Origin of the sequence: Mucilaginibacter conchicola (genome assembly GCF_003432115.1) — a bacterium.
Classification (GTDB): domain Bacteria; phylum Bacteroidota; class Bacteroidia; order Sphingobacteriales; family Sphingobacteriaceae; genus Mucilaginibacter; species Mucilaginibacter conchicola.
The window spans coordinates 2,072,395-2,094,372 of sequence record NZ_QWDC01000001.1 but is presented as its reverse complement, the minus strand read 5'-3'; the positions used below and the strand labels follow the sequence as shown (position 1 = coordinate 2,094,372).

Annotated in this window: 21 protein-coding genes; 10 read left to right on the top strand and 11 right to left on the bottom strand. The window is 45.2% G+C overall.

What is annotated here, in order from left to right:
* Positions 1–39: 39 nt before the first annotated feature.
* The 5 genes from D0C36_RS09420 (at position 40) to D0C36_RS09400 (ending at position 4,924) form a co-directional block, all read left to right on the top strand.
* Positions 40–492: a 3-oxoacyl-ACP synthase gene (locus tag D0C36_RS09420; RefSeq protein WP_117391266.1), complete on the top strand. Its 453-nt coding sequence runs from the start codon at positions 40–42 to the stop codon at positions 490–492.
* Positions 493–639: 147 nt separating this feature from the next.
* On the top strand, positions 640–1,062 hold the full coding sequence (locus tag D0C36_RS09415) for an RNA recognition motif domain-containing protein (RefSeq protein WP_117391265.1): 423 nt from the start codon (positions 640–642) through the stop codon (positions 1,060–1,062).
* Positions 1,063–1,261: 199 nt separating this feature from the next.
* Positions 1,262–1,825 carry a ribosome recycling factor gene (gene frr / locus D0C36_RS09410; RefSeq protein WP_117391264.1) on the top strand — a complete coding sequence of 188 codons (564 nt, stop codon included), beginning with the start codon at positions 1,262–1,264 and terminating at the stop codon, positions 1,823–1,825.
* A gap of 244 nt (positions 1,826–2,069) precedes the next feature.
* Positions 2,070–3,014, top strand: a complete 945-nt coding sequence (locus D0C36_RS09405) for a bifunctional helix-turn-helix transcriptional regulator/GNAT family N-acetyltransferase (protein WP_117391263.1) — start codon at positions 2,070–2,072, stop codon at positions 3,012–3,014.
* Between the two features lie 155 nt (positions 3,015–3,169).
* Positions 3,170–4,924 (top strand): ABC transporter ATP-binding protein, encoded by a 1,755-nt coding sequence (locus D0C36_RS09400; protein ID WP_117391262.1) that lies wholly within the window; start codon positions 3,170–3,172, stop codon positions 4,922–4,924.
* 140 nt (positions 4,925–5,064) lie between these two features.
* Here the strand turns inward: D0C36_RS09400 and D0C36_RS09395 are convergent, their stop codons facing one another.
* Together D0C36_RS09395 and D0C36_RS09390 are read right to left on the bottom strand one after the other, a co-directional pair.
* A complete protein-coding gene (locus D0C36_RS09395) occupies positions 5,065–6,393 on the bottom strand; it encodes a carboxypeptidase-like regulatory domain-containing protein (protein ID WP_117391261.1) in 1,329 nt (442 codons plus the stop codon).
* The gene (locus tag D0C36_RS09390) at positions 6,383–6,955 is read right to left on the bottom strand and encodes an RNA polymerase sigma factor (RefSeq protein ID WP_117391260.1); all 573 of its coding nucleotides are present in this window, start codon (positions 6,953–6,955) and stop codon (positions 6,383–6,385) included. Before D0C36_RS09390 ends, D0C36_RS09395 begins: the two co-directional genes overlap by 11 nt.
* An 87-nt stretch (positions 6,956–7,042) precedes the next feature.
* Between D0C36_RS09390 and D0C36_RS09385 the strand changes: the two genes are divergently transcribed.
* Positions 7,043–9,028: a vWA domain-containing protein gene (locus D0C36_RS09385; RefSeq protein ID WP_117391259.1), complete on the top strand. Its 1,986-nt coding sequence runs from the start codon at positions 7,043–7,045 to the stop codon at positions 9,026–9,028.
* A gap of 450 nt (positions 9,029–9,478) precedes the next feature.
* Here D0C36_RS09385 and D0C36_RS09380 read toward each other — a convergent pair whose 3' ends face one another.
* The 3 genes from D0C36_RS09380 to D0C36_RS09370 all read right to left on the bottom strand — a co-directional run bounded on the left by D0C36_RS09380 (position 9,479) and on the right by D0C36_RS09370 (position 12,134).
* Positions 9,479–10,252 (bottom strand): M90 family metallopeptidase, encoded by a 774-nt coding sequence (locus D0C36_RS09380; protein ID WP_117391258.1) that lies wholly within the window; start codon positions 10,250–10,252, stop codon positions 9,479–9,481.
* A gap of 214 nt (positions 10,253–10,466) precedes the next feature.
* Positions 10,467–10,958 (bottom strand): hypothetical protein, encoded by a 492-nt coding sequence (locus D0C36_RS09375; RefSeq protein WP_117391257.1) that lies wholly within the window; start codon positions 10,956–10,958, stop codon positions 10,467–10,469.
* Positions 10,959–12,134 carry a THUMP domain-containing class I SAM-dependent RNA methyltransferase gene (locus tag D0C36_RS09370; RefSeq protein ID WP_117391256.1) on the bottom strand — a complete coding sequence of 392 codons (1,176 nt, stop codon included), beginning with the start codon at positions 12,132–12,134 and terminating at the stop codon, positions 10,959–10,961.
* An 84-nt stretch (positions 12,135–12,218) separates the two neighbouring features.
* Here D0C36_RS09370 and D0C36_RS09365 point away from each other — a divergent pair, with 84 nt between their 5' ends.
* Positions 12,219–12,581: a DUF3127 domain-containing protein gene (locus D0C36_RS09365; RefSeq protein WP_117391255.1), complete on the top strand. Its 363-nt coding sequence runs from the start codon at positions 12,219–12,221 to the stop codon at positions 12,579–12,581.
* Positions 12,582–12,834: 253 nt separating this feature from the next.
* On the opposite strand, the gene D0C36_RS09360 is transcribed toward D0C36_RS09365, so the two are convergent.
* Complete coding sequence (locus tag D0C36_RS09360) at positions 12,835–13,680, bottom strand: T9SS type A sorting domain-containing protein (protein WP_117391254.1); 846 nt, start codon at positions 13,678–13,680, stop codon at positions 12,835–12,837.
* A 132-nt stretch (positions 13,681–13,812) separates the two neighbouring features.
* On the opposite strand from D0C36_RS09360, the gene D0C36_RS09355 reads away from it, so the two are divergent.
* Both D0C36_RS09355 and D0C36_RS09350 read left to right on the top strand, forming a co-directional pair.
* Positions 13,813–15,621, top strand: a complete 1,809-nt coding sequence (locus D0C36_RS09355; RefSeq protein ID WP_117391253.1) for a sensor histidine kinase — start codon at positions 13,813–13,815, stop codon at positions 15,619–15,621.
* Between the two features lie 98 nt (positions 15,622–15,719).
* Positions 15,720–16,415: a response regulator transcription factor gene (locus D0C36_RS09350; RefSeq protein ID WP_117391252.1), complete on the top strand. Its 696-nt coding sequence runs from the start codon at positions 15,720–15,722 to the stop codon at positions 16,413–16,415.
* On the opposite strand, the gene D0C36_RS09345 is transcribed toward D0C36_RS09350, so the two are convergent.
* The 3 genes from D0C36_RS09345 to D0C36_RS09335 are packed head-to-tail and all read right to left on the bottom strand — an operon-like array spanning position 16,412 to position 17,442.
* Positions 16,412–16,774: a bleomycin resistance protein gene (locus D0C36_RS09345; protein ID WP_117391251.1), complete on the bottom strand. Its 363-nt coding sequence runs from the start codon at positions 16,772–16,774 to the stop codon at positions 16,412–16,414. The two genes, D0C36_RS09350 and D0C36_RS09345, sit on opposite strands and share 4 nt — an antisense overlap.
* A 7-nt stretch (positions 16,775–16,781) precedes the next feature.
* Positions 16,782–17,237 carry a DUF6036 family nucleotidyltransferase gene (locus D0C36_RS09340; RefSeq protein WP_117391250.1) on the bottom strand — a complete coding sequence of 152 codons (456 nt, stop codon included), beginning with the start codon at positions 17,235–17,237 and terminating at the stop codon, positions 16,782–16,784.
* Positions 17,230–17,442: a hypothetical protein gene (locus D0C36_RS09335; RefSeq protein ID WP_117391249.1), complete on the bottom strand. Its 213-nt coding sequence runs from the start codon at positions 17,440–17,442 to the stop codon at positions 17,230–17,232. Before D0C36_RS09335 ends, D0C36_RS09340 begins: the two co-directional genes overlap by 8 nt.
* A gap of 114 nt (positions 17,443–17,556) precedes the next feature.
* On the opposite strand from D0C36_RS09335, the gene D0C36_RS09330 reads away from it, so the two are divergent.
* Positions 17,557–19,122 carry a M28 family metallopeptidase gene (locus tag D0C36_RS09330; RefSeq protein WP_117391248.1) on the top strand — a complete coding sequence of 522 codons (1,566 nt, stop codon included), beginning with the start codon at positions 17,557–17,559 and terminating at the stop codon, positions 19,120–19,122.
* 163 nt (positions 19,123–19,285) lie between these two features.
* Here the strand turns inward: D0C36_RS09330 and D0C36_RS09325 are convergent, their stop codons facing one another.
* Positions 19,286–19,831 carry an REP-associated tyrosine transposase gene (locus D0C36_RS09325; RefSeq protein WP_117391247.1) on the bottom strand — a complete coding sequence of 182 codons (546 nt, stop codon included), beginning with the start codon at positions 19,829–19,831 and terminating at the stop codon, positions 19,286–19,288.
* Positions 19,832–20,023: 192 nt separating this feature from the next.
* Complete coding sequence (gene dxs, locus D0C36_RS09320) at positions 20,024–21,955, bottom strand: 1-deoxy-D-xylulose-5-phosphate synthase (protein ID WP_117391246.1); 1,932 nt, start codon at positions 21,953–21,955, stop codon at positions 20,024–20,026.
* Positions 21,956–21,978: the final 23 nt, after the last annotated feature.

Here is a 21,978-nt window from a genome sequence, read left to right as displayed (position 1 = left end):
TGCCTGCAAATACCGCATCTTAGCCATCCGTAAAATTTTATGAGCGAACTAAAACAGCAATTACACAATGCCTGTGTGGCTTATGTGCAGCAACGCATGCAGGCCGCAACAGACGCCATTGAGCAGGCCCAACAGGCGCAAAGCGATGATACCAAAAGCAGCGCCGGCGATAAATATGAGACCGGCCGCGAAATGGCCCAGCAGGAAACCAATCGCAACATGGCCCAGCTTGCCGAGGCCAATAAACTGATGGTGGCATTAAATCGAATCTCAACAAATGCTGCGTTAACCGTTGCCGATGCAGGCAGCGTGGTAACTACGGATAACGGAAATTTCTATTTATCAGTAAGTGCAGGCAGCATTAATGCCGGTGGCATAAACTATTTTGCGGTTTCAACAGCATCGCCTATAGGGGCAAAAATAAAAGGCAAAAAGGCTGGTGATGAGTTCAGTCTTAACGGGAAAATATATAAAATTGCCTCGGTTGAATAGAAAAACAGGCCGTAAAGCACTTATTTTCAAAAAATAAAAACATTTAGTTTGATATTTATTTGTACAAGTGATTACTTTCTATTCTATATTTGGAGAAAACAAAACTTAATGCCGGGCTATGAACCGGTGTGCTAAATTAAATTTTTAATGAACATATTCGTTGGAAGCCTTCCGTACTCTTTACAGGAAGCAGATTTACAAGAGCTTTTTGAAGCTTATGGTGAAGTTACCACCGCAAAAATTATTATTGACAGAGAATCAGGAAGAAGCAAAGGCTTTGGATTCGTTGAAATGTCAGACGATGAAGCTGCTCAAAAAGCAATCGCTGGCTTAAACGGATCACAAGTTGCTGGTCGTTCTATCGCGGTTTCACAAGCAGAGAATAAAAAACCTGCAGGTGGCGGTGGCTTCGGCGGCGGTAACCGCGGTGGTGGTTACGGCGGCAATCGTGGCGGCGGTGGCTACAACGGCGGTGGAAACCGTGGTGGTGGTTACGGTGGCGGCGAGCGCAGAGGCGGCGGCGGTGGCTACTCAAAAGATAACGGCAGAAGCGAAGATCGCTGGTCATAATATTTAAAAACTAAGGCACCGGGTACATATCCGGTGCCTTAAATTTTACACGCTATTTAACGGTGGCGTGCTTTTTTATGCGCTATTTTTTGTGGCAAACAAGCCATGCTTTTATGCTGTTTTAAGACAAACAAAGGCAGGTGCGGTTAGCCGCTTTAATAGTTTTTGTTACTTTTGTCAAAAAATTCAAAGAAATACGATGAGCGAACTCGTTAAGAAACAAATAAATGATGCAAAAGCTTTGATGGAAAAAGCTATTGCCCATGCTGATAGCGAATTAAACAAAATACGTGCAGGTAAAGCCAGCCCGGCAATGTTAGATGATGTTATGGTTGATTACTATGGTTCGGCCACGCCGCTTAGCCAGGTAGGTAGCGTAAACACGCCTGATGCACGTACTATTGTTGTACAGCCATGGGAAAAATCGTTATTGCCGGCTATCGAGAAAGCTATCAAAGAAGCTAACCTGGGTGTTAACCCGCAAAACGATGGTGTGATCATCCGCATCAACGTACCACCGTTGACAGAGGAGCGCCGCCGCGACTTAGTTAAGAAAGCTAAAGGCGAAGCAGAAAACGGTAAGATCGCTATCCGCAACATCCGTAAAGATGCCAACGAAAAGATCAAAAAATCAAAAGCGGATGGCGTATCTGAAGACGAGATCAAAGTAGGCGAAGCCGAAGTTCAAAAACTGACCGATGCTTACATTGTTAAAGTTGATCAGTTAACTGAGGCTAAAGAAAAAGATATCATGACTGTTTAATCTAAACGGTTATTACATAAGAGAAGGGATGGGCTTTTTGAGTTCATCCCTTTTTTGTTGACCGCTGATTTTTGTGATTGATGGATTGATGTGATCTTCGAAGTTTTATTTCGAATGTATTTTAAGCGTGATAGCACAACACCCTATCCTCGCAATGACGTATGATTTGTTGCTAATCTCACAAAAATTTGGACGTTTCGTTAAATCTATTTACAATTGCGTAATTGATTACGTAATTAATATTATGGAGTTTTACAATAAAGTAGGCAAGATGGCTTTGGGGAGCCGTTTACGCAGATTAAGCGAAAAACTAAGCGACCAGGCAAGTGAGGTTTATGGCTTATATAATATAGAAATGAACCCAAAATGGTTCCCGGTTTTTTATTCGCTGGCTGAGGGGGAGAATAAATCTATTATGCAGATTGCGCAGGAGATAGGGCATTCGCATCCATCGGTAAGCACCATTGCCAAAGAGATGATAAAAGGCGGCGTAGCTAAAGAGGTAAAAGGCAAGGGAGATGCGCGCAAGAACTACATCGCCTTAACAGATAAGGGGGGAGAGATCAACAAAAAGATCCAGTCGCAATATGCGGATGTGAATGCGGCGGTGGAGAGCGCTATGGGCGAGAGTCAATATAATATCTGGAAAGCTATTGAAGAGTGGGAGTTTCTGCTGGAGCAAAAGAGCCTGCTTAACCGCGTAAAAGATGAACGCAAGAAACGTGAAAGCGCCGATGTGCAAGTGATTGATTATACGCCGGAGTATCAGCAAGCATTTAGAGAATTGAATGTAGAGTGGATCCAAACCTGGTTTAAGATGGAAGAATCGGATTACAAAGCTTTAGATCATCCTAAAGAGTACATTCTTGACAAAGGTGGCCATATCCTGATAGCGCTTTATAAAAATGAACCCGTTGGTGCATGCGCCCTCATCAAAATGGATGGCGACACGTTTGAGCTGGCTAAAATGGCTGTATCGCCAAAGGCAAAAGGCATGGGGATAGGCTACCTGTTAGGGCAGGCCTGCATCGCCAAAGCAAAAAAACTCGAGGCTAATAAACTCTACCTGGAAAGTAATACCATTCTTAAACCGGCTATCAGCCTGTACCATAAACTGGGCTTTAAAAAAATAACCGGTGTGCCGTCGCCGTATGAGCGTTGTAACATCCAGATGGAGCTGGAATTGTGATCATTAGTATGGCCCTTGAGACCTAACCACTTGATAAGTAGGGTGAAAGGTGGTTCGGCAAGCTCACCATGGCATGGTGGTATAACCGCATTGTCATATTAAAGGGGATAGGCTACGCAGGCCATTCCCTTTATTTATTTTTGCTGCCGAGAAAAATGAATATACTTATCAGTTACCTAAAAAAGCATCGCTGGATTGTTGTCCTGGCGTTGTTTTTAGCAGCAATGAACATTGGTTTCTCGCTGCTTGATCCATATATAACCGGTCATATTGTTGATAATGTGATCGAGAAACACGGTAGTCTTAAAGAGAGCGAATACCTTAACCGCGTGCTGATGTACATTGGTTTAGCCATTGGCGTTGCCATGGTGTCGCGTATAGCTAAAAACTTCCAGGATTATTTTACCAATATCATTACCCAAAAAGTTGGCGCCGAAATGTATGCCGATGGTTTGAGGCACTCGCTTGAGCTGCCTTACCAGGTATTTGAAGACCAGCGTAGCGGCGAGACTCTGGGCATCCTGCAAAAAGTACGTTTGGACTGCGAGAAGTTTATCACCCAATTTATCAGCATCCTGTTTGTATCCATCATCGGGATGGTGTTTGTAATGGTTTACTCGGTATCCATCAGTTACCAGGTGTTGCTGGTTTATCTTGCCGCTATCCCTATCATATCGTTTGTGAGCATGGCCATGAGCCGCCGTATCAAACGCATCCAAAAGAATATCGTTGCCGAAACTACAGCTCTCGCCGGTTCAACTACAGAATCGTTAAGAAACATCGAGCTGATAAAAAGTTTGGGTTTGGCAAAACAGGAGATAGCGCGCTTAAATACAACTACCTACAAGATATTAGACCTTGAGCTAAAGAAAGTAAAATATGTACGCAGCATGAGCTTTGTGCAGGGTACAACCGTAAACCTGGTGCGCAGTGCCATGGTAGTGGTTTTATTGATGCTGATATTCAGAGGTAATATATCTGCCGGCCAGTATTTCACTTTCCTGTTCTACTCTTTCTTCCTGTTTAACCCGCTGCAGGAGTTGGGTAATGTTATTCTTAGCTGGCGCGAGGCTGAAGTATCATTAGGTAACTTCAAAAAGATCCTGAGCACACCTATTGATAAAAAGCCCGAGAAACCTGTATTGTTAGAGAAGGTACACAAATTGACTTTTGACGATGTAAGCTTTCAGCACTTGACGGCTAACCGCAAAGCGCTTACTCATATCAGCTTTAAGGTAAATACAGGTGAGACCATTGCTTTTGTTGGTCCTTCAGGCTCAGGTAAAACCACCCTGGTGAAATTGCTGGTAGGTTTGTATCAACCTGGCGAAGGCGATGTGCTTTATAACGATATTGCAAGCAAAGAAATAGACCTTGACCAGTTGCGCGAAAAAATAGGTTTTGTGACGCAGGATACCCAATTGTTCTCGGGCACTATCCGCGAGAACTTACTGTTTGTTCGCCCTGATGCAACCGACGAAGAGTGTTTACAGGTATTGCAACGCGCAGCCTGCCAAACCCTGATGGCCCGTGCCGATAAAGGTTTGGATACTGTAATTGGTGAAGGAGGCGTAAAAGTATCTGGTGGCGAAAAGCAGCGTTTATCCATCGCGCGCGCTCTGCTGCGCAGGCCGGATATCCTGGTGTTTGACGAGGCTACCTCATCACTGGATTCGATCACCGAAGAAGAGATCACCCATACTATCCGCGATGTATCGGTATTGAACGATCATATTACCATCTTGATAGCGCACCGTCTCTCAACCATTATGCATGCCGATTGCATTTATGTACTGGAAAAAGGCAACATAGTAGAAGCCGGCAAACACCACGACCTGATTGACCAGAAAGGCCTTTACTACGCCATGTGGCGCCAGCAAATTGGCGAGAAGCATACGGTGGATGCGTAAGTAATAGTGACGCGAACATATACACTTGTCATTTCGAACGAGGAACGAGGAGAAATCTTCTACAATTTAAGTTCTGCATGCAGAAGATTTCTCCTCGCTGCCGCTCGTTCGAAATGACATTTTTTGAGTAGCTTTTGGAGTTATTCCCGGTTCAATAATTTCACCGTAACCTTTACAACCTCCGGTTTGCCATTAAGGTTACCAAACCAGCGCGGGCCTTTTTGGATAAGACTCATCGCTCTTTCATCTGCGGCGGCATTCAAGCTTTTGGTTGTTTTGATATCGCTGATGTTACCGTTAGCTGCAACTGTAAAAGTCACCTGCACCGATCCTGTTTTCTCACCCTCATCTAAAATGGCTTCCCGTTTTAGATAATCATTATAAGCTTTCCATCCCATCATAGGCTGGGCTTTTGAGCCGTTGCGTTTTGGCACTTGTGTAACCACTACCTCGGCCAATGAAGTGCCCGATTCCTTGAGCATTACTTTTACGCTATCGCCGGTTTTTGCGGGTAATACTTTTTTATCGTACCCTAAATAGCCATAGGCCACCTGGTCGTCGGGTTTTACCTCGCGCAGGTTAAAGCGGCCGTAGGCATCAGTGGTGGTTGCGTTAGATTTCCCAACCACTTGTACAGATGCACCGGGCAGGGGGACACCTTTATCATCTAACACTTTGCCGTTTAATCCTGTTGGTAAGTTAGCTGCCATTAGTGCTGCGGTGGCACTTGCAGATTGGCGTTCCCTTTCTTTGTAAGTAGCACCCACGGCTTTGCTATTTAATACTGTAACCGCTGATGGGTTTTTGTTTATAGCGATGTTTTCGCCACCTAATACAGTATCCTGGCGTTTATTGGCCATATAGTTTGACTTGTATTGGTCATTAACTACAGGGCTTGCGTTATTATATAGCGATTTATCAGTCTCTGCAACTGGTGCTGGCTCTGCCTGTACTATCGCGCTATCATACACCAGGTTTCGTGATGGTACAGGTTTACTCACAGAAGGGGGAGTATTATAAGCATTCATATTTTGCTCCTGCACAGGTAGCGGTGCGGCAAGTTTTTTATTCGTTTTTAAAGTGAGAGAATCTGCTAAGGGGACTGGTGCTGCAGATAAGGGTGCAGCCTTAGCCGGTTCATTTATTGCAACCTGTGCCGAAGGCTTGTTACTGTCATTACGCATAAAGAATAAGCCGGCCACAATAACAAAACCAACAACAGAAGCGGCTATGGCAACGGTGGCCCAAGGCAACATGCGGCGAACTTTTGGTTCTACCCGTTGCTGCAGGCGTTGCTGCAAGGCAGCAAGTTTATCCTGCTGACCCGCCGCACCGGCATAGCCGTCCAGGGCATCGGCCAGGAAGGGATCGGCCTGTGCCTCGCGCTCCAGCTGATGCATGGCTTTGCTATCCAGCTCGCCGTTAAGGTAAGCTTGTATCTGCGATATGTCAGCCCTTTTATCTTTCACTATTTTTTTCTAAACAGATCTTCAAATTGCGTTTGCCGTTCTGTATATAACTTTTTACTTCGTTCATGCTAAAGCCCGTCTCATCGGCAACTTCTTTATAGCACTTCTCATCAAGGTAAAACAACTTAACGCTTTGCTGTTGCGCAGGCATTAGTTTTTCCAGGCAGCGCTCTAAAGCTTGCATGGCTTGTTCCTTGTCTTCAGTGTCAGGATGCAAAACCGGGGTAAATTCCATAAAGTCATCTATCCCTACGGTCTCCATTTTTTTACCGGCCCGCAATTGCATTAAACAATGGTTGCGGCTAAGCACATATAACCAGCTCCTAAACTGTTTTACCTCGTGCTGATGTACCTTTTGTGTCAGCTCTTCAAAAATGGCCATTACGGCATCCTGAGAGGCGTCCTCATCTTTTAAGTATTTAAGGGCCACGCCATAAACCAGCGGCATATAACGCTCATACAGTTTACCCAGCAACTTTAAGTCGCGGGTATCCCGATAGCTTTTAAGCAGCTGCTCGTCGTCGGTATCTTCTGGTTTATTGGGCCGGTTAAAAAACTTCATTAAGACAGATGATGCAAAATAATTTTTTTAAATGGTTTATGGAAATCCAATGGCGGCTGCATCCTGTAATAAAAAACCGATGGAATTATGAAAAAGTTAATGATCATCCTAACCCTTTTTGTGTCGCTTGCGGCGTTTAAACGCGACACCGACACCCGCACGATTACAGGAAAAGTAACTTCTGCTGATGACGGATTGCCCGTTATTGCTGCAACTGTTATTGTAGATGGTACAAAAATAGGCTCGCAAACTGATGTTAATGGTAAGTACACCATAAACGTTCCTACGAGCGCGGCTACGCTAAGTTTTGCTTACATAGGATACAAAACTCAGCAAGTGGCTATTGGCAACAGGAAAGAGATAAATGTAAAGTTGGAATCATCATCCCGCCAACTAAGCGAAGTGGTAGTGACGGGATATCAAGCCAAGCGTAAGAAAGAGGTGTTGGGAAGTGTGGCCGTTGTTAACGCTGATAAAGCCTACACACAATTGCAGGGTAGGGTAGCAGGCGTAACAGTACAAGGAAATCCCGGTGCAGTTAACAATATGGCTATTCGTGGCAATGCCGCTGGTTACTATGCTTACAACAGTGTGGCCCCTGCACCAATCGCCGATAACGAAAGCTACAAAGGCATGGCCGAAAATAAGTTTACCAATTCGGTAAACGAGCCTTTGTCAACTTTTTCTGTTGATGTGGATGCAGCATCGTACAGTAACGTGCGCCGCTTTATCAACGGCGGGCAGATGCCACCCGAGGATGCCGTGCGTGTTGAGGAAATGATCAACTATTTTAAATATGACCTTGCCGGCCCTAAGGATAATGAACCGGTGGCTATCCATACCGAACTTTCATCAGCACCGTGGAACCCTAAGCATCGTTTATTGCGCATCGGCTTAAAAGCTAAAACCATCGCAACTAACAATCTACCAGCTTCAAACCTGGTGTTTTTAATAGATGTATCGGGCTCTATGAGTGATGTGAATAAATTACCGTTGGTGCAATCATCGCTTAAAATGCTGGTAGACCAGCTACGCCCGCAGGACAAAGTGGCGCTGGTAGTATATGCCGGTGCAGCAGGTGTAGTGCTGCCATCAACCGGTGGCGATAAAAAAGAGACCATTAAAAATGCCATAGATAACCTGCAGGCAGGCGGCTCAACTGCAGGCGGCGCGGGCATAAAACTTGCCTATAAAATTGCTTCCGAAAACCTGATGAAGAAAGGTAACAACCGTATTATCCTGGCTACCGACGGCGATTTTAACGTTGGTGCATCAAGTGATGAGGCTATGGAAAAACTGATAGAGAAGGAACGCGAAAGCGGCATCTCATTATCTGTTCTTGGCTTTGGTATGGGTAATTACAAAGACAGCAAAATGGAAGCCCTTGCCGATAAAGGCAATGGCAACTATGCTTATATTGATAATGCTACTGAAGCCCACAAAACCCTGGTTAGTGAATTTGGCGGTACCTTATTCACCGTTGCCAAGGATGTGAAACTGCAGATAGAGTTTAACCCCGGCAAAGTGCAGGCCTACCGCCTGTTGGGTTACGAGAACCGCGTACTGGATAAAGAAGATTTTAATGATGATAAAAAAGATGCCGGCGATATGGGCAGCGGCCATACCGTTACGGCTTTCTACGAGATCATCCCTGTTGGTATAAAAGACAGCTTTGCCGCCAGTGTAGATCCGCTGAAATACCAGAAGATTGAGCAGGTAAAGGCAGATCTTAATCCGTCTGCAGAAATGATGACCATCAAATTCAGGTATAAAGAACCAACCTCATCAGCAAGCAAACTGAGCCAGGCGGTGGTGTATGATAAGCCCGTTGAGTTTAAACAAACCTCAACCGATTTCAAATTTGCATCGGCAGTGGCTGAGGTGGGTATGTTGTTGCGCAACTCAAAATTTAAGCAAAAAGCCAGCTTTGACCACGCCATAGCCACCGCCCGCGAAGGTAAAGGAACCGACAACGAAGGCTACCGCGCCGAGTTTATCCGCCTGGCAGAGAGTGCAAAATCGTTGAGTAAATCAAACGCTATTGCAAAGGTTGATGATGGGGAAGAGGAGTAGAATCATAACCACGTCATTGCGAGGTACGAAGCAATCTCTTTAGGACTGATATACGCCTTGCCTGAGTGATTTGCGTCAAGAGATTGCTTCGTGCCTCGCAATGACGCATATTTGGTTTGCAAGTGTTCACGTTCACGCGCATGAACATCGCGAACAAGCGTGAACGCCTGGTAGTGAAATAATTACGACTGACAAGGATTTGTCGGTAAAAGCGATAATACAAAAGAGAACTACCTAAACCCGTTCACATGATTATTGCGCCGGAGCGTTTATGCGCTCCGGTTGCAATAAAAAATTATGTCATTTCGAACGATAGTGAGAAATCCTGTCAGATAAGCAAAGCGAAGAGCTTAGAACAAATAACAGGATTTATCTTCGATGAGCTCCACTTCGTTACGGTTCTTCTCGCACCTCGTTCGAAATGACATTTTTGTAATTGGTCCGGCACCTTTACCCTGCCAGATCCTGCCCGAAAGTTTTGCTGAGCAAGTCATAAAGCTCAGGGTGTTTGGCCTGCAGCTGGTCGGGTTTTTCAAAGAAATATTCTGATACCACGGCAAAGAACTCGGCTTCGTTGGTAGCCGCGTACGGATCAATGTCTGAATGGCCTGCCCGGATTTTGCTTATCTCCTGGTGCATCATCTGCACCCAGGGTTTAATGTACTCATGCGGAAGGAAACCTTCGGGGATGCCATCGGTGGCGCCGTCGGCTTTATCCAGCAGGTGCACAAACTCATGGATGCCGGTGTTTTGTTTGCCGTTGTTTTTTGAGAAGCCTTTTTGCAGCGCCGCGCGCGACAGGATCATCTGCCCGTTCATGTAACCGCTGCCTACCATACCCATAATATTGCGCTCGTCGCCACCCTCAAACTGGTAGTCTTTATCAAAGGTGTCGGGGTAGAGGAGTACGTTGGTAACGTTGCGGTAGGTCCAGTCTTTAAATTTAAAGATGGGGATCACCGCGCTTGATGCTACCATCAGGCGGTCAGTATCGTTTACCTCAAGGCCTACGCCTTCAATACGTACGGCATCCAGAAACTGCTCTACCTTATCAACAAAGTAAGCTTTATCATCATCCGACAGGTTATTGTAATAATCAATATGTTGCGTCAACAGTGCCTTCTGCTTATCGGTAAGAATAACCTGCGTTAATGCACGACTACGCTTGCGCTGAAACAGTGTAAAGCTGATAACTACGGCAATGATGATGGCAAAATAGAGCATTTGATTGGTCTTATGTTGATAGTCCTTGCGATTCCCGCTTGCTCATTGACTCACCCCGACATCGCTGACGCTCGTCACCCCTCTCTACGCAAGCGTAAAGAGGGGTTTATTCGTTTTCTTTTCTTACCTCTTTGCTGCTTGCAGCAGAGAGGGTGGTCCAGCGTAGCGAAGACCGGGTGAGTCAGCTATGCGAATGGCTCTTGCCTTTTAGTTTCTACTTCAGATCGTAGCTAACACTTACCGTTGGTAGCAGGGTAGCATCGTTCAAAGGTATCTGATCACGGGCTACAATGGGCTTGCGGCGTTTGTAGAACTCGTACGCGGCTTTTTGTACCTCGGCTACGCCGGATGCCGGTGTGTTGTAGCTGATAGAGAACGGAATGATAAAATCATGAAACTTTTCCTTATCAGGGATGATCCATTTCTTAGTCGATTTCTTCAGCGCGTCAATAGCAGGCAGGGTGATCAGGTAATCATCGGCATAATAGATCACAATTTTTTGCACCACGCCGTTTACATCAGCAGTAAACTTTAATACCGCCACACCGCTTGCTTTTTTAGCGATGATATCCGGGCTTACAGTAAGGCTATCCTTAAAAAAACGGGTCATGATGGGTGCACCACCCTGGAACGGGAAAGCCAGTTCTTTTTGCGCGTGGGCATAAAAAGAGCTTAGTAAAAACGCTATAACAAGTAATTTCTTCATTTAAACTTCTTCTTTTGGCTGGCGTTTGGTGCCTTCGTACAATTCGTACTCAAACAAACGGCAATCCAGTTTACCATTGTAAAACTCAATTTTACGGGCAGCCTTTAAACCTATCTTCTTAGCCAGATCGGGGTTGCCCGTGAACACATAACCGCGATAGTTAAGGCATTTCTTTTTCAGGAAATCGCCTATGCGTTTGTAAGTGATCTCTAACTTGGTATGCGTACCTAAACGTTCGCCGTACTCGGGGTTAAACATCACTACGCCACCATCTTCGGGCACGTCGGTAAGTTCAAAATCACAAACATCAAAATCAATTAAATGTTCTACACCGGCAGTATTGGCATTGCGGCGGGCTATATCAACGGCATCCTGAGAAATATCTGTAGCGATAATTTTAAAGCCGATATCTTTCTTGGCTTTATCTTTTAGTTTGCGGCGCTCCACAAAAAATACCTGCTCATCATATCCCATAATATGCATAAAACCATAGTTCATGCGGAACAAGCCGGGATGCTTATCAGTAGCCAGCAAAGCAGCTTCGATAGCTAATGTACCAGATCCACACATCGGGTTAATAAAATGGCTGTTGCGGTCCCAGTTGGTGGCCACAATGGTTGACGCTGCCAGTGCCTCAAGCATTGGTGCCTTGCCCGGTATTTTGCGGTAGCTGTGTTTGGCTAAGGTCTCGCCCGATGTATCCAGGAAAACATCGGCTTTATCATCCTGCCAGTACAGGTGTACAACGGCTTTATTTACATCGGCACCGCTGTTTGGGCGAATGCCTTTTTTATCTTTTATACGGTCAACAATGGCATCTTTTACTTTTACGTTGGCAAACAACGGTGTGGTAATGTGCTTGTTGTTTACGTTTGATGTTACCGAAAAATAGCCGGTAAAATCAATTAGTTCTTCCCACTCAATCTTTACCAGTTCGTTGTAAAGCTCTTGCGGGTCGGCAGCATCAAAGCTTTTTAACAGGTATAAAACCTGACTTGCGCAACGCAGGTTAAGGTTTAGCGGGATGGTATCATTAATGGTTCCCTGTAACTCTACGCCTGTAGAGAAAACACGGGTTGGCTTGTAACCAAGCGCTTCAACTTCCTGCTGCAAATAGGGCGATAAGCGCTTGTTGCAGGTGATGATGATCTTACTTTCGGTGTGGAAAACTTGCATAATTATTTGGCAAAAATATGAATTAAATACGCCGCTATTTAATTTGAGGTTATTAACTTTACATTTTAATCATTTTCTGAAATTATGGAAGTTAAAGGCAAGGTACATGAAGTATCGGCAACCCAACAGGTTACCGAGTCATTAAAGAAGAGAGAATTGATTCTCGAGTACATCGAGAACCCACAATATCCTGAGTATTTAAAGTTTGAGGCTATACAAGATCGTTGCAATCTTTTAGATGCTGTTAAGGTTGGTGATGATGTTGAAGTGTTTTTTAACCTGAAAGGCCGCCCATGGACTGATAAATCAGGCAAGAAATCATACTTTAACTCTTTACAATTATGGAAAGTTAACACGCTTAGCGGCGCAGGCAGCGCAGCTTCGCCGGAGTATGCAGCCCCTGCTGATATCAGCTCGGCACCTGATGATGACGATCTGCCGTTTTAAGAGCTGGCCAGTTTTGAGTTTGCAGTAGGCAGGCTTGATAAGAATAATAAAAGCCTTTCTGGATTTTCAGAAAGGCTTTTATGTTTCATTGCCGTCGACTTTAGTCGACGGAGTATAAACGGATGTTCCCGGCTTTAGCCGAAACTCAGCTCTTTGGTTTTGGCTAAAGTCATTTGTGCACTGTTCGTTATCCGTTGGCTAAAGCCAACGGCAATGATGGGACTTCTGCAAACTGCCAACCGGCAAATACAAACTACTCCTTGACAATCCTCTTCAAAGCAACTTTTCTGCCTTGTTTAACCTGCAGGTAGTACACGCCGTTCACCGGCAACGCAAATTTTTTGCTGAAGCTGGTTGCAGATACCTTATCAGCCCATACGGTAGTACCATTGCTTGCCGTCAATTTAATTTCTTTCGCGCCTGCGGGCAGGTTCAATGTAAGGATGGTTTTAGCCGTGCTGAACTCGTAGTTCAGGTTCAGATCAGCGATCTCTAAATCAGCTTTGTCGGTACCTGTTAAGGCTTTTAGCTTATCGGCAGGGGCATCGCTAACGCTGTAGCTGATATTGGTAGTAATGCCATCGCCATCCGTATTGGAATAGTTAAATGTTTGGCTGTTTTTGCTGGTGGCTTTATGACCGGGGCCGGTAAAACGGTTAATACGCACGTCCATCGATGGCAGGTCGTTATCAAAACGATAGGTAAAAGCACTGTCGGTTTTGATGCGTTTTAAGCGGGTGCGTTTTTGGGTGCCTTCGCCGGCGGCTAATTCGTTGCCGTTGTTATCAATGGTTACCTGTTTTTCGATAGTTACGTTTTTGCCGTTTTTATCTTGCTTCAGTATAATGGTGGCATTATTGCCCGGTGCAGGTGGTGGTGGTGGCGGTAAAGGTGCGTCTTCCATGGCAGCCAATGCATCTTTGCGCTCGGCAGCCGTTAGCTTTTTAATATCCTTACCGTTAATGGTGGTATCGCCGTTAACTATCTTTATCTCAATATTTTTTTGGCTTTGTGCCAACACCAGCGGCGGCAGGCCAAGTATGGCTATAAGGCTTACCGAGAATATAAACTCAAAGCCGGGTTTAAATATCTTTTTCATATTGTGTATACAGGTTTGAGTAGCAAATTTATGAAACTGTTACAAATCAACAGATTAAAAGCGGCCTAATCATTTGTTAAAATTTGTTAAAAGGATTTTAACGGGCATAAAATCAGATATTTTTGTTCTTGCATGAAAAAGAAAAGTATAGCATTGATCGTAGGCCTTATGGGTTTTGCCCTTGTGGGGGTGGTGGCTATGCAATTGTATTTTCTGCGCCAATCATACCAAATGCAATCGGAGTTGTTTAACCAGTCGGTTAACGAGGCTTTAAACAGTGTGGTAAGCAAGGTATCAAAACAAGATGCTATCAACTTTATCAATGCCAAAACGCAGCGCTCGTTTGCAGTAACTAACATCGAGAAACGTACCGATGTGAGCATCAACGGGCAAAAGATCTCCCCGCAGGATTCATTGACCAGCCTTAAAAAGCAAAGCAAACGCCAGCGTAAACTGGCCATGCTGCGCGATAGTTTGCGCCGCATGATCATCCACAAAAAACAGGACGACGAGATCAACGCCTTGATGCAACAGGGCTCAGTAAACCTGCGCATCCGCATTGAGGAATATACCGATGAGTACGGCGATGTACATGGCCGCTTTATCCCCGAGATAGTGAAAGGGCCTAAAATGCCCAAAAAGAAACTGCATAAGTATGATACGCTTTATGCTACATATATTGACCCTCAGTTTGGTAAGCAACTGGTGGCCGCCCCGCAATTAAATCCGCTTTGGGTACGCGAGCAGCAACGTTTGCTGAAAGAGCGCCAGCTAACCACGGTTAAAAAAATGTTAGAGGCCGATTCACTGGCCAACATGCCGCACAAAGGCAAAACAGCCAATGTAATTGAGAATATTGCCGAAGAATACCGAAAATCTGACGAGCCGTTGTACAAGCGATTGAATGTTTTTTGGATAGACTCCTTGTTACGCTTTGAGTTGCATAACCGTGGTATATTCCTGCCCTTTAGTTATGAGGTGGCGATGGCCAATAAAGACTCGTTGCTGTTTTCAAAAGCGATGGATGTAAGTGGCGCCAGGCCCGAGTTTATCCCTGCGAATACTTATCAGAAAACTATATTCAACAGCGAGTTGCTCACCGACCCCGGAAAAATCCGTGTTTATTTCCCGCAGAAGGATTCGCTGATACTCGGGAACATGAAAGCGAGTATGGGCACTACTGCAGGCTTGTTGATAGTGCTGGTTTTTTGTTTCGGATATACTATTTTCTCCATCATCAAGCAGAAAAAGATCTCGGAGATGAAGATAGACTTCATCAATAACATGACCCACGAGTTTAAAACCCCTGTATCTACCATCATGATAGCCAGCGAGGCTTTAAAGGATGATGAGATAGCGCAGGACAGATCGCGGGTAGCACGGCTGGCCAATGTGATATACGAGGAGAACGTTCGTTTGGGCAGCCATATTGAGCGGGTGCTGAACATTGCCCGTATTGAGAAGAACGACTTTAAGCTGGATAAAAAACCTATCGACGTTAACGAGATGATAGCCCTTGTGCTGGATAGCATGGCACTTAAACTGCAAAAGCATGATGCGGTTACCGTGCTTAGCCTTGATGCCGAAAACCCTGTGATAATGGCCGATGAGTTGCATTTTAGCAACGTGCTATACAACCTGATAGATAATGCCGTTAAATACAGCAAGGATGTGCCTGAAATAACCATCAGCACTTACAACAGAAATAACGAACTGGTGATAAAGGTTGCCGATAAAGGCATAGGCATGAGCCGCGACCAGCAATCAAAAATATTTGAGCAATTCTACCGCATACCAACCGGCAACCTGCACGATGTTAAAGGCTTTGGCCTTGGCCTTAGCTACGTTAACACCATTGTTAAAAGGCTTGAGGGGGTGATAAGCGTACGGTCTGAAAAGGAAAAAGGCTCGGAATTTGAATTAAAATTTGCCGCAGTGTAACAAGCGCGGAGTCCGTAAGTCCGATAAGTCGGGGAAGTGATTAGCAAAATCCATCTTACGGACTTTCGGTCTTACTGTCTTACCGACTAAAAATAACCATGAAGAAAATATTACTTGTTGAGGACGATCCGAACCTTGGGCTATTGCTGCAAGACTATCTGCAGCTAAAAGGTAAGTTTGATGTAACCCTTTGTAAAGACGGCGAAGAAGGCCTGCGTGCTTTCACTAAAAGCCTTTATGACCTGGTTATATTAGATGTGATGATGCCCAAAAAGGACGGCTTCACCTTAGGAAAAGATATCCGCAAGGTAAACGCCAGCATCCCCATAATATTTGCTACCGCCAAAGCTATGATAGAGGACAAGACCCAGGCTTTTAACCTTGGCGGCGATGATTATATTACCAAACCGTTCCGTATTGAGGAATTGTTGCTGCGCATAAACGCCCTGCTTAAACGCGCAGAGAGCGCCGAAAAGAAAACCGCTGATGACACCCCGACCCAGTTTAAGCTGAGCAGCTATAATTTTGATTACACCTCGCAACTCATCACCCGCGGCGATGCTATCCAGAAGCTATCCACCAAAGAAGCCGAACTGTTGCGCCTGCTGTGCTTAAAACGCAACGAGGTACTTACCCGCGAAGAGGCTTTGCTGAATATATGGCATGATGATAACTACTTTAACGGCCGTAGTATGGATGTTTTCCTGAGCAAGATACGCAAGTATCTGAAGGACGATCCGGCAGTAGAGATCATCAACGTGCACGGCAGGGGTTATAAGCTGCTCATCAATTAATCTTCGTCGGGTTCCTGTATATCCTCACCAAAGTGGATGATGTTGCCGTTATTATCCAATATACTGAACTGGCGCATACCCCAGGGCATATCCTGTAAAGCTCCCTCTGGATGGATGATGCCTTTGGGCTCAAGCTCTGCATATAATTCGTCCACCGCATCTACATTAACATAACAACCGTTTACTTTAGGATGCTCGGGATCTTTGGTTGGCCACAGGTGGATAAACACCCCGTCGCGGCTGAATATTAAGTAGCCATCCCAGGCAGAGTGAAAAGTAAAACCAAGCGTTTCTGTATAAAATTTAACACTTGCTTCCTCATCTAATGAGGCTAACATGGGTACGGCGTGGAGTAGCATAGGTTATTTATGGATTTAAGTGTTCAAGGTCATCCAAGTCCTTATGTCTACCGGATGCTTTCTTCGCCGTTATTAAGTCGTTGATATGAATAGTTCTTACTTCTAATCCATCATCCTCAAAGAAAATAGCTTTATCGAAACATTCGCTAAAGTTGAGACCTAAAACGTCTAACATTATATCAATAGCGACAGGTGGGCGGCCAAATGTAAAGACATCCGTCTTTGAGTCATTTAAAAACTTGTCCGCAGTCATGTCAAATACAGGCATCCCAAAAGAACTAAATGCACGATTAAGTTGCTTGTAGTTTTCAGTTGTGCGGTCAACCCAAATATCCATGTCACCTGTAGTTCTGCTTCTGCCGTGTAAAATCACAGAATATCCGCCGACAAGTATATATCGAACATCGCATTTATTTAATGCGTCAATAAATTCCCGAAAATCTTCATTGAAAATATTACCCATTGCTCCTGCGGCTTCTTATACTAAATGCAGTTCTGTCTAATCTTGGTGGATTATCTTCAGGATAATTATAGGCTACGCTTTTGAGGTAATTGATGACTTTCGCTCTTTCTTGCAAAGGCATTTTCTGATAATAAGAATCATGGTCTGCTGCTTCTTTAGCCGACTGTAGTTTAAAGGCTGATCTATCTAATCTAAATTCGCTCATCAATCAAATATAACGCAAATTACAAGTACTTGTAACAACTTTGTTAAAGCCCGCCTGCGCATTTTACCGCCTTAATTAGATAAGTTTGTTACGTTTAACTTTAACTGACTCATTATGAAATTAAAACTACTTTACACTGCTTTGGCAGTTACCGGCCTGGCTGGTAGCGCCCTTGCGCAAGAAACGGTTGACCAGGCCGCTGTGGCTAAGATCCGCGAGGAAGGCTTAAACCACTCTAAGGTGATGGAGACCGCATTTTACCTAACGGACGTATCTGGTCCGCGTTTGGCAAATTCGCCGGGACTGAAACGTGCACAGGCATGGGCGGTAAATCAGCTGAAAACATGGGGCATGGCAAATGCCAAATTGGAGCCTTGGGGCAAATTTGGTAAAGGCTGGGAAGTACAGAAGAACTATGCTGCCATCACCGTACCTTACTATCACGCCATCATCGCCATCCCTAAAGCATGGACACCCGGCACCAACGGCGCTATCAAAAGCGAAGTTGTACTGGTTAAAGCCGATTCTATTGCCGAACTGGATAAATACAAAGGCAAACTGGCCGGTAAGATCGTGATATTTGATACTAAGAATACCCTTAAACGTTCTGACAAACCAGATCTGGAGCGTTATACCGATGCGCAATTGGCCGAGATGGCTGCTGCAAAACCACAAGCCCGCGGCGAGCGCCGTGCGTTTGACCCTAACTCGCCACAAATGGCTGCACGCCGCAAAATGATAGCTATGCGTGCCGCAATGAGCAAGTTTTTGGTTGATGAAAAAGTTGGTTTGATATTGGCCCAGGGTCGCGGTACCGATGGTACTACATTTACCACCAACGGCGCTTCTTATGCCGATACAGCCAAAGCCGTAGTACCTGAACTGGAAACCAGCGGTGAAGACTTCCTGCGCATTCTGCGTTTGGTAAAGGCCGGCCAAAAGGTTGAAATGGAAGCCGATATCAAAACTCAATTTATTACTGATGACCTGCAAGGCTACAATGTTGTTGCCGAGATACCGGGCACAGATAAAAAACTGAAAGACCAGGTAGTTATGATAGGTGGTCACCTGGATTCATGGCATGGTGCTACCGGCGCTACTGATAATGCTGCTGGCAGCGCGGTAATGATGGAAGCTATGCGTATTCTTAAAGCTATTGGCTTTAAACCAAAACGTACTATCCGTATCGCTTTGTGGAGCTCAGAGGAGCAAGGCTTGTTCGGCTCGCGCGGTTACGTGGCTGCACACTTTGGTAACCCTGCAACCATGGAGCTGAAACCGGAGCAGGCTAAACTTGATGCTTACTATAACCTTGATAACGGTACCGGTAAAATTCGTGGGATTTACCTGCAGGGCGATAGCGCTGCCGGCCCGATATTCCAAACCTGGTTAAACCCTTTCAAAGATCTTGGCGCAGGTACTGTAACCGTTGGCAACACCGGCGGTACCGATCACCTTTCTTTTGATGCCGTTGGTCTTCCGGGCTTCCAGTTCATCCAGGATGCAATGGATTACGGTACCCGTACCCACCACAGCAACCAGGATACCTACGATCGCCTGAGCGAAGATGACCTTAAACAAGCCGCTACCATTGTAGCATCGTTTGTTTACAACACATCAGAACGTAAAGATATGATCCCCCGCAAAGAGTTGCCAAAAGCGCAGCCGGCGAGGAATTAAGTTATTGAAGCTGAAAGCTTCATCCATGCATAGTCACGGGTTGAAAACCCGCGACGGCGTTTTTATAATAAAAAAAGGAGCGATGGGCAACCATCGCTCCTTTTGTTTAGTTCCGCCGTCGCGAGCTTCCAGCTCGTGACCCAGCATGATTTAAGCTTTCAGCTTAAATTAAAATCACTTCAACAAACCCTTTACCGCCGGCATAATCTCTTGCGCTGCTGTATAAATAATTTTCGGGTTCATCAACCCAACCTGCTTTAACAGGATTTCCATGTAAATAATCAAGTTTTTGCTGGGTTACTTCGTACGTGATCAATTCTATTGGGTGATTCCCTTGCTGCCAAAACTGATAGGTCTCGTTATTAGCATTTCCTTTTCCTTCACGCTCAAAGAACCAAAGCATCCAATCGCGCCTGCTTTCTTGAGTGTTTTCTTCTATTGCTTTTATAATAGCTTTTGAGGTATGGCGTTTTAAGTCTCTTAATATTGATTGCAGTGGCTGATCTGTAGTATTTACTATCATGTGTACGTGGTTGCTCATAATAACCCATGCATATACTTTTAGCCCTTTTGCCTTGATGCAGTAATTTATGCTATCTACAACAATGTCTTTATATTCTCTGCGGCTAAATACATCTATCCATCTAACAACAGAAAATGTAACGAAATATAAGCCATCTGGATTACGGAATTTATAACTGCTGCTCATGCAGTTAAGTTAATGATAAAGATGAAATTTATGTATATAACGTACCGTGGCTTGCGCGAGCTTTCAGTTGACGGAAGCTGAAAGCTTCATTCATGCAGTGTCACGAGCTGGAAGCTCGCGACGGCACCCGAATTTTTTAACCAAGAAGAGCGATGGGTGACCATCGCTCTTCTTCAAATATCCAACACCGCCTTAAGACGCTATCGTTTGGTGTGTTTCTCTTTTAATGCCGTTTTCTTTAACGCGGGCAGCTATTGATGCAGCATCATAACCGCACTCGGCCCAAAGCTCGGGTTGCTCGCCGTGTTCAATGAACTCATCGGGGATACCCAGGCGTATTACGTGGCTTTTGTAATTGTTGTCGGCCATAAATTCTAATACAGCGCTGCCCATGCCGCCTTCAAGGCAACCATCCTCAACGGTAATTACGTGCGCGTATTTCTGGAATACCTCGTGCAGTAAAGCCTCATCAAGCGGTTTCACAAAGCGGATATCGTAATGGGCAGGGAAATAACCCTCGGCATGCAGGTGTTCAGTAGCTTTTACTACTTCGTTACCTATGGCACCAATGCTAAGGATAGCCACCTCTTCGCCATCGCAAATTTGGCGGCCTTTACCTACCGGGATAGCCTTCATTGGGCGCTGCCAGTCAACCATAACACCGTTGCCGCGCGGGTAGCGTATCACAAACGGCCCCATGTTGTCCTGCTGTGCGGTGTACATCAGGTTGCGCAGCTCTTCCTCATTCATCGGGGCAGATACGATGAGGTTGGGGATGCAACGCATATAAGCAAGGTCATAAGCACCGTGGTGGGTAGCACCATCGGCACCGGCAAAACCGGCACGGTCAAGGCACATTACCACGTTAAGCTTCTGGATGGCTACATCATGTATCACCTGGTCATAAGCCCTTTGCATAAAGCTGGAGTAGATGTTACAGAAAGGTACCAAACCCTGCGTAGCCAAACCGGCACTAAAGGTAACGGCGTGCTGCTCGGCAATACCTACGTCAAAGGCGCGGTTAGGCATAGCCTTCATCATGAGGTTTAATGAACAGCCCGATGGCATGGCCGGTGTAATACCCATAATTTTAGGGTTAGCCTCGGCCAGTTCTATAATGGTATGGCCAAACACATCCTGGTATTTAGGCGGTTGCGGCTTATCATACTTGGTTTTTTTGATCTCGCCGGTTATCTTATCAAAAAGGCCGGGAGCGTGCCATTTGGTCTGGTCTTTCTCGGCCAGTGCATAGCCTTTACCTTTTGTGGTAATGCAGTGCAGCAATTTAGGGCCGGGGATATCGCGCAGATCGCGCAATAGTTTTACCAGATGTTTTACATCATGGCCGTCAACCGGGCCAAAGTAGCGGAACTTAAGCGCCTCAAAAAAGTTGCTGCGTTTAAGCAACGTACCTTTTATGCTTTTCTCTATCTTCTTAGCTATTTTGAAAGCATCCGGGCCCATTGATGATATTTTGGTAAGCACAGTGGCTATATCATCACGGAAACGGTTATAAGGTTTTGATGTGGTAATATCAGTAAGGTATTCCTTAAGCGCACCCACGTTAGGGTCAATAGACATGTTATTGTCGTTAAGGATCACCAGGATGTTTGAGTTTTCGATACCGGCATGGTTCAAAGCCTCAAAAGCTAAACCTGCTGTCATGGCACCATCACCTATCACGGCAACGTGCTGGCGGTCGGTCTCGCCTTTGTATTGCGATGCTACGGCCATACCCAAAGCGGCAGATATTGAGGTAGACGAGTGGCCTACACCAAAAGTATCAAACACACTTTCGCTGCGTTTAGGGAAACCGCTAATGCCTTTGTACACGCGGTTGGTATGGAAATTATCACGACGGCCGGTTAATATTTTGTGGCCATAAGCCTGGTGGCCTACGTCCCAAACCAACTGGTCGTAAGGGGTATTTAAAACATATTGTAGCGCTACTGAAAGTTCAACAGTGCCAAGGCTGGCAGCAAAGTGGCCACCATTAACCGATACTACATCAATAATGTATTGGCGCAGTTCGTTACAAACTTGTTCAAGCTGGTCTTCTTTTAATTGCTTAAGATCAGTAGGAAAGTTTATTTGACTTAAGAGTTCACCGGCGGGTACCTGCATTTAAATTTAGTGACTGTAATACA

What these genes read in the sequence shown, in the direction of transcription:
- D0C36_RS09350 (WP_117391252.1), top strand. Translation starts at nt 15,720, where the DNA reads ATGAAGAAAATATTACTTGTTGAGGACGATCCGAACCTTGGGCTATTG.
- D0C36_RS09380 (WP_117391258.1), bottom strand. Translation starts at nt 10,252, where the DNA reads ATGCTCTATTTTGCCATCATCATTGCCGTAGTTATCAGCTTTACACTG.
- dxs (WP_117391246.1), bottom strand. Translation starts at nt 21,955, where the DNA reads ATGCAGGTACCCGCCGGTGAACTCTTAAGTCAAATAAACTTTCCTACT.
- D0C36_RS09365 (WP_117391255.1), top strand. Translation starts at nt 12,219, where the DNA reads ATGGAAGTTAAAGGCAAGGTACATGAAGTATCGGCAACCCAACAGGTT.
- D0C36_RS09330 (WP_117391248.1), top strand. Translation starts at nt 17,557, where the DNA reads ATGAAATTAAAACTACTTTACACTGCTTTGGCAGTTACCGGCCTGGCT.
- D0C36_RS09385 (WP_117391259.1), top strand. Translation starts at nt 7,043, where the DNA reads ATGAAAAAGTTAATGATCATCCTAACCCTTTTTGTGTCGCTTGCGGCG.
- D0C36_RS09420 (WP_117391266.1), top strand. Translation starts at nt 40, where the DNA reads ATGAGCGAACTAAAACAGCAATTACACAATGCCTGTGTGGCTTATGTG.
- D0C36_RS09375 (WP_117391257.1), bottom strand. Translation starts at nt 10,958, where the DNA reads ATGAAGAAATTACTTGTTATAGCGTTTTTACTAAGCTCTTTTTATGCC.
- D0C36_RS09370 (WP_117391256.1), bottom strand. Translation starts at nt 12,134, where the DNA reads ATGCAAGTTTTCCACACCGAAAGTAAGATCATCATCACCTGCAACAAG.
- D0C36_RS09415 (WP_117391265.1), top strand. Translation starts at nt 640, where the DNA reads ATGAACATATTCGTTGGAAGCCTTCCGTACTCTTTACAGGAAGCAGAT.
- D0C36_RS09360 (WP_117391254.1), bottom strand. Translation starts at nt 13,680, where the DNA reads ATGAAAAAGATATTTAAACCCGGCTTTGAGTTTATATTCTCGGTAAGC.
- frr (WP_117391264.1), top strand. Translation starts at nt 1,262, where the DNA reads ATGAGCGAACTCGTTAAGAAACAAATAAATGATGCAAAAGCTTTGATG.
- D0C36_RS09345 (WP_117391251.1), bottom strand. Translation starts at nt 16,774, where the DNA reads ATGCTACTCCACGCCGTACCCATGTTAGCCTCATTAGATGAGGAAGCA.
- D0C36_RS09340 (WP_117391250.1), bottom strand. Translation starts at nt 17,237, where the DNA reads ATGGGTAATATTTTCAATGAAGATTTTCGGGAATTTATTGACGCATTA.
- D0C36_RS09405 (WP_117391263.1), top strand. Translation starts at nt 2,070, where the DNA reads ATGGAGTTTTACAATAAAGTAGGCAAGATGGCTTTGGGGAGCCGTTTA.
- D0C36_RS09390 (WP_117391260.1), bottom strand. Translation starts at nt 6,955, where the DNA reads ATGAAGTTTTTTAACCGGCCCAATAAACCAGAAGATACCGACGACGAG.
- D0C36_RS09400 (WP_117391262.1), top strand. Translation starts at nt 3,170, where the DNA reads ATGAATATACTTATCAGTTACCTAAAAAAGCATCGCTGGATTGTTGTC.
- D0C36_RS09355 (WP_117391253.1), top strand. Translation starts at nt 13,813, where the DNA reads ATGAAAAAGAAAAGTATAGCATTGATCGTAGGCCTTATGGGTTTTGCC.
- D0C36_RS09335 (WP_117391249.1), bottom strand. Translation starts at nt 17,442, where the DNA reads ATGAGCGAATTTAGATTAGATAGATCAGCCTTTAAACTACAGTCGGCT.
- D0C36_RS09325 (WP_117391247.1), bottom strand. Translation starts at nt 19,831, where the DNA reads ATGAGCAGCAGTTATAAATTCCGTAATCCAGATGGCTTATATTTCGTT.